This window comes from Vibrio sp. HDW18 (genome assembly GCF_011306175.1).
Taxonomy (GTDB): domain Bacteria; phylum Pseudomonadota; class Gammaproteobacteria; order Enterobacterales; family Vibrionaceae; genus Vibrio; species Vibrio chanodichtyis.
This window is the reverse complement of sequence record NZ_CP049914.1, coordinates 540,671-556,771: the sequence shown is the minus strand read 5'-3', so window position 1 is coordinate 556,771 and position 16,101 is coordinate 540,671. Positions and strand designations below refer to the sequence as shown.

Sequence of the window (16,101 nt, the reverse complement as noted above, 5' to 3'; positions counted from 1 at the left end):
ATTCACGCACAAGGTTCTGAAAATTCAGCCTTTATCGTTCAAGCTGCACAATTTGGCTTTTGGTTTTTCCTGATGCTGATTTGGTATGGTCGTTTTTATGTGAGTGAAAGCGATCCTGTATCGAATGAATTTTTCGTTAACGGTCAGATTGATGTATCCAAAATCAAAAAGTATCCTGCACTGTTGGTTACAGAAACAAATGGTGATGGACCTCAATTTGCAAGGGTTGCACATATAACAGAAGTAGTAATTAGCCGTCCGGAAATATCTATCGAATATATTATCGATAACAGTATTTCCCCAATATCAAACCATGATCTGATCCGTTAACTCAGGACACTTAACTAAGCACTGTTTTTCAATTCAAAATTCTCAGGGCTTAAATAGCCAAGTGAACTATGCCTTCTCGTTTTGTTGTAATCAACTTCTATGTACTCAAACACGGTTTGTTTCATGGTTTCCCTGTCCATGATTGGCTCGTACTGAATGGCTTCGACCTTCAGTGAATGGAAGAAGCTTTCTGCACAGGCATTGTCCCAGCAGCAGGCTTTTCGGCTCATACTTTGGATAAGTTCATGTTTTTCAATAATATCTCGATATGCATGTGAACAATATTGGCTGCCGCGGTCGCTATGAACGATCACGCCCTTTGGAGACCCACGACGAAATAACGCCATCGTCAACGCATCACAAGCCAGTTTAGCGGTCATGCGATTATTCATCGACCAGCCAATTACTGCGCGTGAATACAAATCGATAATCACCGCCAGATATAACCAGCCTTCGCTTGTCATCAGGTACGTGATATCACCGACCCATTTTTGGTTCGGACTGGTGGCATCGAAGTTCTGTTGTAGTAGGTTTGGCGCTACTGGAAGCTGGTGACCGCTGTCAGTGGTTGTTTTAAACTTACGTGCGGCTTTAGCCACTAAATTCTGCCTTGTCATGCTGTTTATGATGGTTTTTAGATCCGCGCATTCTCCCTCTTCTGCGAGATCGACTTGAATACGCCGAGCACCTGAACGCTCCTTGCTCTGGTCAAACATTGCTTTGATTTGCTCATCACGGCAGTGTTGCTTGAGTAAGCGAGCACTTGGTTTCTTGCTTGATTTTCGCCAGGCATAATACCCACTTCGCGTCACACCAAGCACCGTCGCCATTGGTTTTAGGCGAAACTGGTGCTGGTGTTTAAGCATGAATTCGAATCGTTCTATTTTTGATTCTTCGCGAAGTAGGTGGCCGCCTTTTTTAGGATGGCAAGATCCTCGGTTTGGTCGGCTAACTGGCGTTTTAACTTGGCAACTTCAGCAGCAAGTTCAGCTTCACGTTGGCTGGTTGTCGATTTCTTTTCACTGGCAGAGCGCCAGTTATAAAGCTGTGATTCGTAGATTTTGAGCTGCTTTGCAGCTTCAGAAACGCCAACACGCTCAGCGAGTTTCAGGGCTTCTGCTTTGAATTCAGCAGTGTGGGTCTTGCGGGTATTTTTGGTTGTCATATTCACCTCGTTAAGTCATTTTACTCACTTAGCGTGGTGTCCAAAAGTATTGGATCAGATCAAAGCCAAATATACCTTTGGCGAAGCAGCTTGCGAAAAGAGATGTGCCAGCGTTGGTTTATGACGCGGTTTGTAGTGGCCAATTTTACTTGACCACTACAGCTCATCCTCTGAGTTACATTGACTAATTGTAGATAGGTTTTAAAAACTCAATATCATCAATAAATACAGAACCATCGAGTGCAAGTTTGTCACCGACAATACATAAAAAGATATCAGGGAGTTTCATTGAAACATCGCCAAGATTAATTTCAACTATCTGTTTATAAAATGTTTTGCCGTTAAGCTGTACTTTCTCTAATTGGTTAATTGGAGAGCGATGTTTATCCGCATCCAATTTTACCCAACCGTCACCGAGTGCAGCGTAAGGACGAACACCACCCTGATCTCCTGCGGCGACAGGAACATACAAGGTGTAACGCATCTTCGTATGCTGCCCGAAGCTTTCCACGCCATAATTGCGTAGTTTTAGCTCTTCCCAGTCATGCTTCCCGGACCATTCGAGATTTAGCTGTAACATTGGGCTGCCCAAATCGGTCGCGATCTGTAGGGCGGGATTTTTCCAATTGGCTTGCCAAGTTCCTTCTTTTTGCCAACCTTGCAGTGTGCCGTCGTTAAAATCATAGCGGGTACCAACTTCGTAACCGATGATTGGGCGATCAACTTCGATTTTGGCACGATCAGTTTGTCGCTCTCCTTGAGTGAAACTAGCAATGGTGATCAATGTCTTATCGCCATAACCAATCTCGCCTGCCTTGAGTTCGACTTCGTAATATCCATCGCCATCATTATCGGTCATTTCAAGCAACTGATCGCTCTCAGGTAGTCGCAATTGAACTTGTTCTACTTTATTACCAGTGATTGGCATTGGGTAACTGCGAACCGTAAATGTGGTTTCAGATACTTTCATCCCCTCTACTGGATAGGTAAGGTATACATTATTTTTTTGCTCGTAGGGCAGGCCACGCATCTGCTTTGAATGGTTGGTCAGTAACGTTGCGGTGCTGCCACCGTCATTGAGGATCCGGAAACCATCATAATCGGGATAGAGTCGGTCAGGCTGATCAGAATCAAGGCTGGTTAGGATCCAAAACATACTGCCAGCGAGACCTTGTTCATAAGCGGTTTGGGTCCATTTATGATAGATGAAGTCTCGGTTTTGTGGTTCATTGCGCCCAATGCCATATTCCTCCAGTACGGCCGGTTTGTTGGCTTTTTTTGCGGCGTTGGCATGGTCAATAATCCACTGTGTGCCCCATTGTTCAGAATTGTGTTTTCCCCAATGTTCGGGGTAGAGGTGGAAGGTTCCATAGTTGATATTGGGTAAGGTGATAATCCGATCCCAATCGACACCTTCATTGCCATTGTAGGTCCAATCATCAGCACCTTTATGGTTGAAGAAACCTTCAGAGCCTAACGCAATTAACTGATGAGGGGCAAGATCTCTAACATAATCGCTCATCTCCTTTGTCCAGTTATAGAGGAGTTCACCACTGGGATCGGATTGTGCGCGCGGTTCATTAGCCAGTTCCCAAGTCATGATCGCTGGTTCATCTTTGTTAATCACGCCAGTGTAGCGGTTTTTATGTTCAAGCAGATGTTTTACATACTCTTTATAAGCCTGTTTAATCGAAGGTTGTGTATAAAAATCATCATGATGGATACCATTAAACCAATCCACATACTGTTGCATACCACCAAAGTCGCCCCAGTTATTGGTGAGAGCAATCACTACTCGGATGCCACGAGCTTTGGCCTGAGCCACGGTATAATCTAATTTTTCTAACGCACTGTGCACTCCTGCTGGAGGGGTAAATACGCCAGGTTCAGCCTGCATGGTGTGCTCATGGCTAATTCCTTCCATAAAGCCCCACACCCGAATCGAGTTTAGGCCCATGGCTTTGGCATCGTCTAAAACCGCATCAATCATGTCGTGGGAGCGATAATGCATATAGTAGTTATTGGTTCCGGCGAAGCGAAATGGCTGGCCATCGAGTAACAAAGCATTACCCTGTTGCACCACAAAATGTTGCATGTTATCCAGCGGGATTGTGGTATCCGCGGTATGGCTGACCCCATTACAAGCAGTGAGTAATGTGAGTAAGGGTAGTGAATAGTGGATGTTTTTCATCTCTCGTCCTTAAAAATGCACAATCATTAATGCTGTCGCCATTGTCGCTAAAACAGTCCAAGATATTAATGGTAACGTTTCGATTTTGTGTTGTGGCTCAATTTAATCCAGAAATTGTGAGCTTGTTCTATTCCTATTTCTTAGCCTTCATTTGTTTGTAAACGATTGTTATTAATTAATTTAATCTGTTTCCTTGCCAAGGATCTGAATTCTGTTGGTGATGATTATCACGTAACCAAACAATCGCATTGGTAAATGAAAATCGTAACGTTAATATTGCATCAGATAGATAAACAACACATCTTGGACTGAGATGGGAATGGAGAACGAGAATGAAATCACTGGTACCTACAATTACCAAAACATTACTTGCTGGTGCAGTCGCCTTCGGTGTACAAGGCGTGGCTAGTGCAGAAGTCACAAATGGTATTAATCCACAGTTAGTCAAAGGTTCGATTACCTTTTATACCAACCGAACCGATTTGGTTGAAGCGGGTGTCTATCGTCGCTATGAGCAAGAATTTAAGCAGCTTTACCCAAGTGTGACGGAAGTTAAAGTGGTTGGATTCGCTGATTACCAAGGCGGTTTACGACCACGGATGAATACCGGGGACTATGGCGATCTAGTGTTAATTTTGCCATCGGTTCCTTCCGAGCAATATGGCAACTTTTATGAGCCACTCAATGATCTATATGCGGAAAACGATGTTTATTTTTACGATGCTTGGCAAAATAATGGCAAGGCATACGGTATCTCAATGGGTAACTCGGTTGAGGGACTGGTTTATAATAAAGAGGTGCTAAAAAAAGCTGGGGTAGAAGTGCCGATCAAAACCTTGTCAGGTTTGTTTGCTGCGGCTGAAAAGATTAAAACCAATGGGCAAATCCCATTCTACATTAACTTTGGTGCGCAATGGCCGCTCCAACAGTGGGATAAATTTCCATTGGTGATCGAGGGTAGTAATGATGTGTACGAAAAAATGCTCACTCAAGATAAGCCATTTTCTGGAGATACAGCATATAACAAGTCATTGACGGTATTGAAGAGACTGATTGACCAAGGGTTAACCGAACGCGATTTGATGACTAACTCATGGGAAGACTCAAAAAATGCGATCGCGAAAGGCGATGCCGCGATGTATTACCTCGGCAACTGGGTTATTCCGCAAGTGATTGAACGTGGCGCCGCTTCAGACAATATTGGCTTTATGCCGATCCCATCAGATGAAACGGGTGTTCTTAAGGCACAGATGAATCATGACTGGGGTTATGCCGTCAGTAAGTTTTCAAACAATAAAGAAACCGCCAAAGCGTATTTGAAATTTTTGATTGAAAATTCTGATTTTGAAAAAATTGCGGGCTTTATTCCTACCCTGAAAAGTAAAAATCCTTCATTGGAACAGCTTAATGAGTTTATGAGCTATGAGCCAAAGGTGATCCAAACACCAGTTAACTCATCAACCTTTATTGAAGTGACCAACCGTTCAAAAATCGATTTTTATTCAGGTGGTTATATTCAAGATGTGATCACTGCGAAAAATTTCGATGAAGCGCTTGAGAGATTAGATTCACGTTGGGATCGAGCCAAACAACGCATCGTTAAATAAAATAATATTGGCAAGTTGCCAAGGCCGTTCGGGGGGAACGGCCTTTTTTTTGTCATCACTAAACCACGTTTTTTAGCTGTGATATTGTTTGGTGGAAAATAGAGTCAGTATCGCTGACTGAAGATGCTAAGCTCGTGTATTACAAACGGCGAAATTGGCGAACTAAAGCGGTTTGTGTTTTGAATCGCTCCAATTTTATCTTGGATTTCTTTGGTTGCTTCACCGAAGGCAGACAAAAAAAAGACCAACCACAAAAGGCGTGATTGGCCATTTATAAGTGCGAACAAAACTGTTCACTAACAACGTCAGTTGGCTAGGTGACCCTCGGTTTACAAGGGTCGGACTCATATATGCACTTTGTGTGCCAACTTTTAAATTGACCTAAAAATAGAGTTATAGGGCAAATTGCAGGCAGTTTAATTACAACTAAGCACATAATCGAGTGACAGAATGCGAAAGCTTTTGCATTATGCGAAAAGGTGGTTTTTAAAATGCAAATCAAACATGTTTGGGCATGAGCTGTCGCCGTTTAGCGGCATACATTCGTTGGTCTGCAAGCTTAAACATACCATCAGGATTGACGAAAGACGGGTCATATAATACGTAGTCAATGCTTGCCCGCAGTAAAATCCGTTTATCTTCATAAACAATCAGGGTTGAGAGATGTGGCTTAACAGAGTATTAGTAGCGGTTTGGGTGGAGGTTGTAGCTGCTGTTGAGTCAGATCTTGGCGAAGATCATTATGAGCATATTGATCAGTATGCTTAGCTAAAATAGCCATGAGAATGTTGACACTGCAGTTTTGTTATGAAGAGTTTAGCGGTTTCTTACCATTCAACTCATCATATTTGTACTGTTAGCCTGGTAAAAATTCACACAAATAAGCAGTTGCGACCTCTACTTGTAGATCAAAAGAGGAATTTCCCACCACTTCAAAGCGTTCACCGTTATTGAAGGTGATCCAATCTGCGTCATTGACACGTTTAACTATCAGCCTACCTTTTACCACCGTCATACGCTCTGGCGCACCCGTTCCAAAGGTGTAGTGGCCTGGAGCCATAACGCCAATCGTACTTTCACCATCTTGTTGCTTAAATCCCAATGACTTCACTTGGCCATCAAAATATACATTTTCCTTAATCATGCCATTTTCCTGTTGAGTGTTGAGCGTTAAGTGATACCACTGCATTAGTGGAACCCGATTTTTAACCTATGCTGATCAGTTGTTCAACCCCTGTCCATGCTCTGGTCATAATTAAATCGCTTTTATGGCATCACTCACTGATCAATTAAGCGAATTTAATTCCAAACTAACCGATATATTTGCGCTTTAGATCACGCTTTTACCGTATGGCTTTTGCGATGGGAGAGGTGAGGCAACATTATCAATGCAAAGGTCGTTATCGTTTATTCTGCATTAAAGGATAACAGTTTATTTTTCATTGTGTTTATTATTCAATCAAGTGAGTTTATGGCAAAAAAATGGGTCGTTAAAACGGTATTTTGGTCTTCTCTGGTCATCTTAGGCAGCATATTTGCTACTTTGCTGTATGTGAGCTACCAAGATTACGTTAATCCCAAACATGTGTTTGGAATTTGGATTGAGATTGGGGCTCCCAGCTATCAAACCGAGGTCTTGCGTTTTAATGAGCAAGGCGTGTTTCGTAATGATCGTTTGATCAGTACTCAGTTTAAATTTGATGGTGTGAAGATCACGATTGATACTGGTAGCGGCACCTTCATTTATGAGTTGACCGGAAACGTCAATTCTCCACAGCTCAAACGTCTTCAGCCCATCCATCCGCTGCAACGCTTTATTCGAGCAGGGTATGAGCATACTGTTAATGATCAAGGCACTCATGCCGCGCAGGTTAGGCGCGCGGCATTATACGACCATTTTAATGAATAATATGTCTTACTTAACCATCAATCACTGAGCCTAGAATTGACCTGCAATGACGGCTCTTGGTCAGTTTACTTATTGGTTATTTACGCAATGCATTCAGTTTAGCTTGAGCAAGACCAAACACCGTATCGACGGGATAGCTACCATCTTCGGTCGCCAAACCTGCTGGTTTTCCTGTAAAAATCTCAATTGCTTCTGTCACATGTTCAATTGCCCAAATATGGAATTCACCTTTTTCCACCGCTTTAACAATATCGGCACGCAACATTAAGTTATGCATATTAGAGCGAGGAATGATCACTCCTTGGCTATTATGGCGACGTTTAATCGCGCAGACATCAAAGAATCCTTCAATTTTTTCATTTAAACCACCAATCGGTTGTGATTCACCAAATTGGTTCATTGAGCCGGTAATTGCGATATCTTGCCGATTGGGTTGCTTGGAGAATGCTGAAACAATCGCACAAAATTCCGCCATGCTGGCACTATCTCCATCAACTCCGCCATAGGATTGTTCAAAGGTAATCGTGGTAGTTAACGGAATATGTGCGGTACGACCAAAGACAGAACTAAGATAAGCCGATAAAATCATTACCCCCTTGGAATGGATGCTGCCGCCAAGATCCACATTACGTTCAATATCAATAATTTCGCCTTCACCATAGGAAGTCGTCGCGGTGATCCGATTAGGCATGCCAAACACATGATCGCAAGTGGCTAACACGGATAATGCGTTGACTTGGCCAACTGCACTGCTTTCGGTTTGAATCAGCGTAGTTCCATTGACGAAGCTCTCCATCATGGTTTGTTGCAGACGATTGACCCGCAATTCTTGGTTACGTAACGCTTCTTCAACATGGCTTTGACGGATTAGATTGGCGTTGGCTTGCTTGGCGACATAGTTAGATTCGCGTAGCAAATTGGCAATATGTGCCGAATGTAACGACAATTTCGTTTGATCGCCGGTAGTGCGCGAGCTGTGTTCGATGATGCGAGCGATCGCTTTACGATCGCAATGCAGCATATTGGCATCGTGCACTATGCTAGATATAAAACGTGCATAGTGCAGCTCTGAATTGGCATTGCGTGGCATTTCATCAGCAAAATCGGCAGTTACCCGAAATAGTTCGCTAAATTCAGGATCATAATGAGTAAGTAATTCATAGGTCCGATAATCACCAAACAAAATAATTTTGACATCGAGCGGGATAGGCTCGGGATCAAGTGATACCGTTCCAGTTAGCGTGACTTCTTTTTCTAATGAGGTGAAGCTGAGCTGACGTGAGCGCAGAGCGCGCTTTAAACCATCCCAAACATAGGGCTGTTCAAGCACTTTTACCGCATCCATTAACAGCACACCACCATTGGCTTTATGCAAACTACCCGGGCGAATCAAGGAAAAATCGGTGAAGACGGTCCCTTTGTAGGTCGCGGTTTCCACATAACCAAACAGTGAATGATAGCTAGGGCTCTCTTCAACCACTATTGGGAATTCATCGGCATTACGGTTTACTAATAGATTTACTTTATAACGGCGAGGAAGTTTTTTATCCAAAGAGGCGTTGGCGATTTCACCTTGATCGTTGGTTTCATCTAAGAAAATATCGACATTTTCTACAATATCTTTCTGTAATTCGGTCAAATAGGCTTTGATTTCAGGGAGTTTTGAATAGTCCAATTTCAACTGCTTGATAAAATGGGTAATCACATCCAGCGTTACTTCATCATTCAATTTTTTGATTTTTTCGCTGTATGACTCTTCCCATTCCGTAAGTTGACGGACCATATTACGCAGGCTCACTTCGAGTTCATCGATGGTATGACAAAAATGCTCCTGCTCTCGTTTGGAGAGTGCATCAAATGTCGCTTCGGTGTGCATCTCCTCACCATTTAAAGCAACAAATTGATACTCTCCTTGTGCAGTCAAAGTTAAACTGACACCACGCTCTTTGGCACTACGGGTAATATTTGCCAGTTCACTTTCTTGTTTTTGGGTCAATTGGTTTTTGAGCTTTTCGGTACGACTAAAATAGATTTCGTTATCAAAGGCTAATGGAATCGCCGTTACCAATTTACTCATCAATTTTTCAATATCTTGGCGAAATTTAAGGCCGATCCCGCAGGGCAGTTTGAGTACATTGGGTACGCGGATATCATCAAAATTAGCCACATAACACCAATCATACAGCTGACTTGCATCATGTTGATGGCGGCTGAGATAGCGTAAAATCATGGTGCGCTTACCCAATCCATTGTGGCCAATCGCGTAGATGTTGTAGCCTTTTTCTTTAATCGACATGGCAAATTCGACGGCTTTTTGTGCGCGTTGTTGCCCAACGATTTGATCGATCGGAGCCAGTTCCTTAGTTGACTTACACGCTAAATTTTCTAGTTTTGCTACTTGGTAGAGTTGCTCAAAACGCAGATGCTGAATCGCCATCAATGCACTCCTGTTGTCGAGATGGGGTTGGAAATATCTCACTTAAGTGTAGAGATAAATCATTGTCTTTTTAGTGATTTATTACCAATTTAAATAAGTTTCAGCCCCAAAGTTAGCGTATACATCGTTATTGACAAGCGTATTGAACCTATCATTAAGCGCTGAGTAATCCGCTTTGATAAAGTCGTTGCCATTCTTGCACTGCAATTTTATCGGCCACGGTTTCGACCGCACTAGTGATCAGCGGTTGCCAAAACACTTCATCGGCTTCATGACACGCAATTTCTCCTTGCCACTCGGTGACAACGTAATAGTGCAGTAATTGCAGCTCAAGTTGGGTCGGATGATAGAGCGAGCAGAGATACCCAAAGCGTGTCGCCTTAATGCCTAATTCCTCTTGCACTTCACGCAGCAGGGCTTGTGCCTGGTTTTCTCCCGCTTCAATATGGCCACCCGGAATGGCAATAATATTGGGATCGCAAGTTTTGCTGGCGGAACGGCGCTCCAGCAATCCTTGATTTTGTTTGATCAGCAAGAACGAAACACATTCGGCGATCGGTAACTGAGTGGGTAACGGTTTTACAATCGACATATTTTCCTCAAATTAACGGTGAGTTAAGTCTGTTTTTTTAGGTAAGGTGAGTGGCAAAACGGGTCCAAGCCATCAGCAATAGCCCAGCAAACATCAGCCAAACTGATGTTGCGCCAAGCAAAGTCGCGCTTAGGCTGTAACGATAGCTAAAATAATAAACAGCGAGCAAATAGGCCGCGTATGGGATCAGTGAATAAAGACCGAACAGTGCGGTGAGCCGTAAATCTTGCATCGTCCGTTCTGTGCCCACGATGTAGTGGGCGATTAAGGCAAAAGTGGGAAATAGGGGGACTAATCCGGCAATAAAAAAATTTTTGCTTTTGGATAATAAAGCAATCATCAATACCGCTAATGCACCCAGCAGGCATTTGATAAACAGGCTCGCCATGACATTTCCTTTGAGCAGCGAGATAAGATGCTCTCACTATAAAACAGCGAAGGATCAAGGTGAACTGGCAATTGAGCCAACTGTAGTTTTGGTGGGCAAATTTTTTGCGTGTAAAAACAACCAACTTAAGTCACCATTCAACCATCCGTATAATTGGCAAAGTTTTAATTGGATCACCAGTTGCATAAGACGGTGAATTGAGGAATAGCATGAAATTAGGCAAACGGTTAACCCGGTTAGTTCAGCAAGTCAATCGACACTATGATCACATTTGGGATTGCTGCTGCGATCATGGCTTACTCGGCGCCGCATTACTTAAGCAACATCCGCACAGCTGTGTGCATTTTGTCGATATCGTGCCGCAGCTGATGGAAAAGGTAACGCGCGATTTAACCGATTTTTTTCCAGCAACTTCAGACTTAGCTCGTTGGCATACCTATTGTATTGATGTGCGCGATTTGCCATTAGCAGCGCATATTGGATCACATTTGGTGATTATTGCTGGAGTCGGTGGTGATTTGATGAGTGAATTTATCACTGAGCTGGTTAAACGCCATCCGACATTGAGCCTAGATCTGCTGCTGTGTCCAGTACATCACACTTATACATTACGTGAACAATTAATCAATCTTGGTGCTGAGTTGCACAGTGAGCATTTGTTGGAAGAAAATCAGCGGATTTATGAGCTGTTGCATGTGCAAATTAACCGCTCATCGACCTTCATTGGGTATCCGCTCTCTTTAACTGGCAAAGCGTTGTGGCAAACCGACAATCAAGCGCAGCAAAAAATAGCACAGCGCTATTTACAACAATTACAGCATCATTATCAACGCAAAGCTCAAGGCGGTGATAAGGCAGCCGAGCAGCGCAGGCAAGCGTATCAGCAGATCATTATCCCGCATACTCACGGCTTAAATGACTAAGCGCAGGTTCAGAAAAAGCACTGAGCTAGGCGGTTGACCCAGCTCAGTGTTCATTTGGTATCACATTGTCGCAGTATCAAACCGTAGCAAATGGCGCAGAACTTGCGGCGATATTGGCCCACTCAGCGCGTGCAGTGGCACCATGCAGCGAAATCCCGGTGGCATCTTGTGGGGTAAAGATGCGACTTGTCATCACATGTTCACCTTGGTTGATGAAAATTTCCAGTGAGGATTGATCGGCGAGAATGTATAGCTCGACATTTGTGCTGCTCAGTGACAGTTCGCGAATCGTATCACCCTGACGTATTTGGGTTGCTGAGCGGTCAAGGCGTAGTACTTGTTGCTCGGCATCTAACGTCAATCGGACCTGATAGTGTGCGTTTTGCATTAAGCGCAATTCACAGCCCCAGGGCAGAGTCACTTTAAGGGCAAAGCTTTTGCTTTGCATGTCAGTGACAATGTCACTTAAAAGTAGTGATTGCTGGGCATGCATTCGCTTTTGTAGCTCACGCAATGGCTGTTGATAAAGCCGGTCATTTCGCCACTCTAATTCACGCAGTGCCGTGAGTTGATGAATCCAACCTTGATCGCAAGTGGGATGCTGCAGTTCATCGGGCAAGCCCATCCACGCGCAGAGTACACGACGCCCATCGGCAGTTTGAGCGCTTTGTGGTGCATAAAAATCAAACCCTTCATCCAAAGGCCAACCTTGGTGGAAGGTGACTTCACCTTGCGGATTTTGGGTCACCCGGAAAATCCGATTTTGGTGCTGAATAGTGTGATGAGGATTGGCCGACTTGATCCCTTGTGGACCAAATACCAAAAAACGCTCACCTTGCAGCTCAAACCAATCCGGACACTCCCACATATAACCATAGTCGCCGAGTTCATCCCCATACAGCTTATCAAAGTGCCAATTGAGTAAATCATGGGAGCGGTAAATCGCCAAGCGTCCTTGATGCTGCAGCGTTTGAGCTCCCAGTAACATTTGCCAATCGCCTTGGCGGCCAATTACTTTGGGGTCGCGAATATGCTCAGTTACACCCGTAGGTAACGAGCGGATCAGCGGTCCGAGTTTTTCAAACTCTCCGCAATCATTCATGCGGGCTGCACACTGCATTGTTTGCCGTTGACGATCGACCCCTAAGCGGGTGTTGCCAGTATAGAATAACCATAAATCTTGTTGATCACTGACCGCATGACCAGAGAAAACACCATGGCTATCAAACCAATCGGCAGGGGTTAGGGCGACCGATTGCCACTGCCAATCGACTAAATCAGCACTGGTAAGATGGACCCAATATTTATCTTGATGTTGGCAAGCAAAAGGTGACCATTGATAAAAAAGGTGATATTGCCCTTGATGGTAAATAAAACCGTTGGGGTCATTAAGCAGCCCTTGCGGTGGAGAGATGTGCCATTGGGGGCGATAAGAGCTTGCCACAGCACGTTGATAAGGTAAGGTCTGCGCTTTTTGGCGCTGAGCAATAATTAAACCAACCTCGGCTAACTGCTGATCAGAGATGGAAGCATTGCGTGGGATAGAAATCTGCCATTCGCCAAGTACCGATTGCAGATCAATTTCGTCGATTGCTAATTCATCGGTTGTTAAGGGCGCGCCGTGTAGAGCTAAAGCCACGCGACCTTGCGGGGCTAAAATCCGTGTAACGTTGTCGACTCCACCAGCATATGCGAGCAGTTTTTCTAATAACATTGACTTACCTTACCATCAAAAATGTCGGGAACGTTCTCAATTTAGCGTCCCCAAACTGGTAAAGCAAGTTTTTCGTGATCACACAGGGCAAGTTTCTCGTTGAATATTTTGGAAGGTCAGCACTACTTTACTCATTTCTTGTCCACGACCCGCAATCCGTTCTAGCAGCATTTTAGCTGCATTTTCGCCAGCTTTATCAAATGCATAGTTAAAAGTTGCCAATGGTGGTGTACTCACATAAGCCAACTCATCATTGCCCACCCCAAGCAATTTAATTTGCTGGCCGACTTGAACGCCGAGCTCTTGCAGCGCTTTAATTGCGCCAATCGCCAGCCGGTCAGTCGCGCAGAATAGGCCATCAAGCTGTGGGTGATCTTGATAGGCTTGTTTGGCCATCTGATAACCGGAGTGCAGCGAAAAATCTCCGCGCCTATGAAAAAGCAGTTCTAATTGATGAAAGGCGAGGGCTTGCTCTAAGCCTTGTGAACGCAGTGCATCGACTGCGATATCATCACTTTGCACACCAATAAAACCAATATGCTGACATCCGGCAGTAACTAAGCGTTGTCCGGCCTCAAAACCCACTCGATGATCGTCGTGCACTATGCTCGGAATGTTATATAACGAGCCGTCTTGTCCCACCAACACCACCGGAACGGCTGATTGCTGAATCGCTTCGACTAGAGGCTTATCAAGGTGCGTTGCATAAAAGACAATGCCTTCGACTCTTTTCTGGTTAAATATCTGAATATATTCAATTTCTTTTGCATGCACTTGATGGGTGTTGGCCAATAGCACATGCTTGCCTGCTTGTTCGAAAATGGCCGTTAGTCCATCTACTCCTTGCGCAGTGGCATGAGAAGAAACACGAGGTACAATCACGCCAATCAAATTGGTGGTTTGTGATTTGAGATCTTTGGCAACTTGATTAACGACATAACCACATTGCTTAACTGCCTGTAAAACTTTGATTTTTGTCGATTGTTTAACGCCATACTCATCATTAATAACACGAGAAACGGTAGATTTAGAAACACCCGCTAAACGGGCAACATCATGCAAACTGGCCATAGAGCATCCTGAAGGCGCAAAATTGGGATTGATTGCAGAAATAGAGACTACAAACAAATGAATAATCACATTTTAACCCTGTTTCATGCTGCATCCTTAGTAAATTTGGCGATCTTATTCACATTTTGATGGTATTGATTTTGACCACAACTCAGAAACAGACAAGAATGAACTTGCAAACGTTCCCAATTGATATGGCAAACGGCCTATTTTCAATTGAACAAAAATAAATACCGGGGTGAGTTATGGACTATCCAGTCATAGCAAAACAACTTCTAGATAGCTTGGGTGGCAAAAGCAATATTCAAGCACTCGCGCATTGTGCGACTCGTCTACGTTTAGTGTTAAAAGATGAAACGCAACTCGATGAAAGCGCCATCGAATCACTGCCAGGCGTGAAAGGGCAATTCAAAGTTGCAGGACAGTATCAAATCATTTTTGGCTCAGGCATTGTGAACCAAGTCTATGCTGAAATGGCCAAATTAACGGGTTTAGCCGACATGTCGACCAATGATGTGGCTTCGGTTGGCGCAGAAAAACAGAACTGGGCGCAACGGGCGGTGAAAGGTTTATCGGATATTTTTGTGCCGATTATTCCTGCCATTGTGGCTGGTGGTCTATTGATGGGGTTATTCAATGTACTTACGGCCACCGGCTTATTCATTGAAGGGCAATCACTGATTGATGCTAATCCTGGATTGGCTGATTTAGCCAGCATGATCAACACCTTTGCCAATGCTCCGTTTGTCTATCTACCGGTATTACTTGCGTTCTCAGCTTCGCGTAAATTTGGCGGTAATCCGTTTTTAGGTGCCGCACTTGGCATGCTGATGGTACACCCAGATCTACTCAATGGTTGGGGATTTGGCAGTGCATCGGTATCGGGCACTGTACCGACTTGGAATATTCTTGGTTTTGCTATTGAGAAAGTGGGTTATCAAGGTTCGGTGCTACCGGTACTGGTATCGGCTTTCATTTTAGCCAAAATTGAAAATGGTCTCCGTAAAATTGTTCCTTCAGTGTTGGATAACCTACTGACACCAATGTTGGCAATTTTTATCACCGGTTTTCTCACCTTCACCTTGGTCGGCCCACTAACTCGTGATATTGGCTTCATGCTCGGAGATGCGCTGAATTGGCTCTATGATTCAGCAGGCTTTATCGGTGGTGGTTTATTTGGTTTCATCTATGCGCCTTTTGTGATCACTGGCATGCACCACAGCTTCATTGCCATCGAAACGCAATTATTGGCCGACATTATCACCACTGGTGGAACCTTTATCTTCCCGATTGCCGCTATGTCAAATGTTGCTCAGGGTGCCGCAGCGTTAGCGGTGGGCGTGATGACTAAAGATAGCAAACTCAAGGGAATTGCGATTCCATCTGGAATCACCGCATTATTGGGTATTACAGAGCCTGCAATGTTTGGTGTTAATTTGAAGCTGCGTTATCCGTTTATTGCAGCGATTTGTGGTTCGGCTTTGGCAAGTGCTTTCATTACGTTATTTAATGTCAAAGCTCAAGCTTTAGGCGCGGCAGGCTTGCCTGGGATCATTTCGATTACTCCACAGCAAATTGGCTACTATATTGTTGGGATGGTGATTGCTTTTGTCGCCGCATTTGGTTTGACTTTCTTACTTGGGCTACGTGAGCAGGCCAAGCAAGGGGTTCAGGTAATGGCGTAACTTCCCCCTATGAAGTACGCAAGCCCACTGATTAAGTGGGCTTTTTTTTTGCCTAAAATGCAAGGAGCGCATTAGTGCTCCTTGCATAC

The 16,101-nt window shown here is 44.1% G+C and carries 13 protein-coding genes; 5 read left to right on the top strand and 8 right to left on the bottom strand.

Features of this window, described 5'->3' with window-relative positions; genetic code table 11:
• Window positions 1–72: 72 nt before the first annotated feature.
• The gene (locus G7083_RS14250; RefSeq protein WP_206212130.1) at window positions 73–330 is read left to right on the top strand and encodes a hypothetical protein; all 258 of its coding nucleotides are present in this window, start codon (window positions 73–75) and stop codon (window positions 328–330) included.
• A gap of 14 nt (window positions 331–344) precedes the next feature.
• Here the strand turns inward: G7083_RS14250 and G7083_RS14245 are convergent.
• Together G7083_RS14245 and G7083_RS14240 are read right to left on the bottom strand one after the other, a co-directional pair.
• Window positions 345–1,495 (bottom strand): IS3 family transposase gene (locus tag G7083_RS14245; protein ID WP_166015475.1). Its coding sequence is split into 2 segments (ribosomal slippage): window positions 345–1,252 and window positions 1,252–1,495, totalling 1,152 coding nucleotides; the frame shifts between segments, so codons are not numbered across the junction.
• Window positions 1,496–1,679: 184 nt separating this feature from the next.
• Window positions 1,680–3,686, bottom strand: a complete 2,007-nt coding sequence (locus tag G7083_RS14240) for a cellulase family glycosylhydrolase (RefSeq protein WP_166015474.1) — start codon at window positions 3,684–3,686, stop codon at window positions 1,680–1,682.
• Window positions 3,687–4,018: 332 nt separating this feature from the next.
• Between G7083_RS14240 and G7083_RS14235 the strand changes: the two genes are divergently transcribed.
• Window positions 4,019–5,293, top strand: a complete 1,275-nt coding sequence (locus tag G7083_RS14235; RefSeq protein WP_166015473.1) for an ABC transporter substrate-binding protein — start codon at window positions 4,019–4,021, stop codon at window positions 5,291–5,293.
• A gap of 856 nt (window positions 5,294–6,149) precedes the next feature.
• On the opposite strand, the gene G7083_RS14230 is transcribed toward G7083_RS14235, so the two are convergent.
• Window positions 6,150–6,437, bottom strand: coding sequence for a pyrimidine/purine nucleoside phosphorylase (locus G7083_RS14230; RefSeq protein WP_166015472.1), 288 nt, complete (start codon window positions 6,435–6,437; stop codon window positions 6,150–6,152).
• Between the two features lie 327 nt (window positions 6,438–6,764).
• Between G7083_RS14230 and G7083_RS14225 the strand changes: the two genes are divergently transcribed.
• Entirely contained in the window at window positions 6,765–7,202 is a 438-nt protein-coding gene (locus G7083_RS14225) for a DUF2850 domain-containing protein (RefSeq protein WP_166015471.1), read from the top strand.
• A gap of 76 nt (window positions 7,203–7,278) precedes the next feature.
• On the opposite strand, the gene G7083_RS14220 is transcribed toward G7083_RS14225, so the two are convergent.
• From G7083_RS14220 to G7083_RS14210, 3 genes are all read right to left on the bottom strand, one after another.
• The gene (locus tag G7083_RS14220) at window positions 7,279–9,639 is read right to left on the bottom strand and encodes an ATP-binding protein (protein WP_166015470.1); all 2,361 of its coding nucleotides are present in this window, start codon (window positions 9,637–9,639) and stop codon (window positions 7,279–7,281) included.
• 154 nt (window positions 9,640–9,793) lie between these two features.
• Window positions 9,794–10,231, bottom strand: coding sequence for an NUDIX domain-containing protein (locus G7083_RS14215; protein ID WP_166015469.1), 438 nt, complete (start codon window positions 10,229–10,231; stop codon window positions 9,794–9,796).
• A 37-nt stretch (window positions 10,232–10,268) separates the two neighbouring features.
• Complete coding sequence (locus tag G7083_RS14210; protein WP_166015468.1) at window positions 10,269–10,619, bottom strand: GlpM family protein; 351 nt, start codon at window positions 10,617–10,619, stop codon at window positions 10,269–10,271.
• Window positions 10,620–10,828: 209 nt separating this feature from the next.
• Between G7083_RS14210 and G7083_RS14205 the strand changes: the two genes are divergently transcribed.
• A complete protein-coding gene (locus tag G7083_RS14205) occupies window positions 10,829–11,542 on the top strand; it encodes a tRNA (adenine(22)-N(1))-methyltransferase TrmK (RefSeq protein ID WP_166015467.1) in 714 nt (237 codons plus the stop codon).
• A gap of 76 nt (window positions 11,543–11,618) precedes the next feature.
• Here the strand turns inward: G7083_RS14205 and G7083_RS14200 are convergent, their stop codons facing one another.
• Complete coding sequence (locus G7083_RS14200; protein WP_166015466.1) at window positions 11,619–13,256, bottom strand: glycoside hydrolase family 32 protein; 1,638 nt, start codon at window positions 13,254–13,256, stop codon at window positions 11,619–11,621.
• A gap of 78 nt (window positions 13,257–13,334) precedes the next feature.
• Complete coding sequence (locus G7083_RS14195) at window positions 13,335–14,327, bottom strand: LacI family DNA-binding transcriptional regulator (protein ID WP_166015465.1); 993 nt, start codon at window positions 14,325–14,327, stop codon at window positions 13,335–13,337.
• A 245-nt stretch (window positions 14,328–14,572) separates the two neighbouring features.
• On the opposite strand from G7083_RS14195, the gene G7083_RS14190 reads away from it, so the two are divergent.
• On the top strand, window positions 14,573–16,012 hold the full coding sequence (locus tag G7083_RS14190; RefSeq protein WP_166015464.1) for a sucrose-specific PTS transporter subunit IIBC: 1,440 nt from the start codon (window positions 14,573–14,575) through the stop codon (window positions 16,010–16,012).
• The last annotated feature ends 89 nt before the right edge of the window (window positions 16,013–16,101 follow it).

Excerpts from the sequence above, each read along its gene's own strand:
- G7083_RS14190 (WP_166015464.1), top strand. The coding sequence starts at position 14,573 with ATGGACTATCCAGTCATAGCAAAACAACTTCTAGATAGCTTGGGTGGC.
- G7083_RS14205 (WP_166015467.1), top strand. The coding sequence starts at position 10,829 with ATGAAATTAGGCAAACGGTTAACCCGGTTAGTTCAGCAAGTCAATCGA.
- G7083_RS14210 (WP_166015468.1), bottom strand. The coding sequence starts at position 10,619 with ATGGCGAGCCTGTTTATCAAATGCCTGCTGGGTGCATTAGCGGTATTG.
- G7083_RS14200 (WP_166015466.1), bottom strand. The coding sequence starts at position 13,256 with ATGTTATTAGAAAAACTGCTCGCATATGCTGGTGGAGTCGACAACGTT.
- G7083_RS14215 (WP_166015469.1), bottom strand. The coding sequence starts at position 10,231 with ATGTCGATTGTAAAACCGTTACCCACTCAGTTACCGATCGCCGAATGT.
- G7083_RS14230 (WP_166015472.1), bottom strand. The coding sequence starts at position 6,437 with ATGATTAAGGAAAATGTATATTTTGATGGCCAAGTGAAGTCATTGGGA.
- G7083_RS14220 (WP_166015470.1), bottom strand. The coding sequence starts at position 9,639 with ATGGCGATTCAGCATCTGCGTTTTGAGCAACTCTACCAAGTAGCAAAA.
- G7083_RS14240 (WP_166015474.1), bottom strand. The coding sequence starts at position 3,686 with ATGAAAAACATCCACTATTCACTACCCTTACTCACATTACTCACTGCT.
- G7083_RS14195 (WP_166015465.1), bottom strand. The coding sequence starts at position 14,327 with ATGGCCAGTTTGCATGATGTTGCCCGTTTAGCGGGTGTTTCTAAATCT.
- G7083_RS14250 (WP_206212130.1), top strand. The coding sequence starts at position 73 with ATGCTGATTTGGTATGGTCGTTTTTATGTGAGTGAAAGCGATCCTGTA.
- G7083_RS14235 (WP_166015473.1), top strand. The coding sequence starts at position 4,019 with ATGAAATCACTGGTACCTACAATTACCAAAACATTACTTGCTGGTGCA.
- G7083_RS14225 (WP_166015471.1), top strand. The coding sequence starts at position 6,765 with ATGGCAAAAAAATGGGTCGTTAAAACGGTATTTTGGTCTTCTCTGGTC.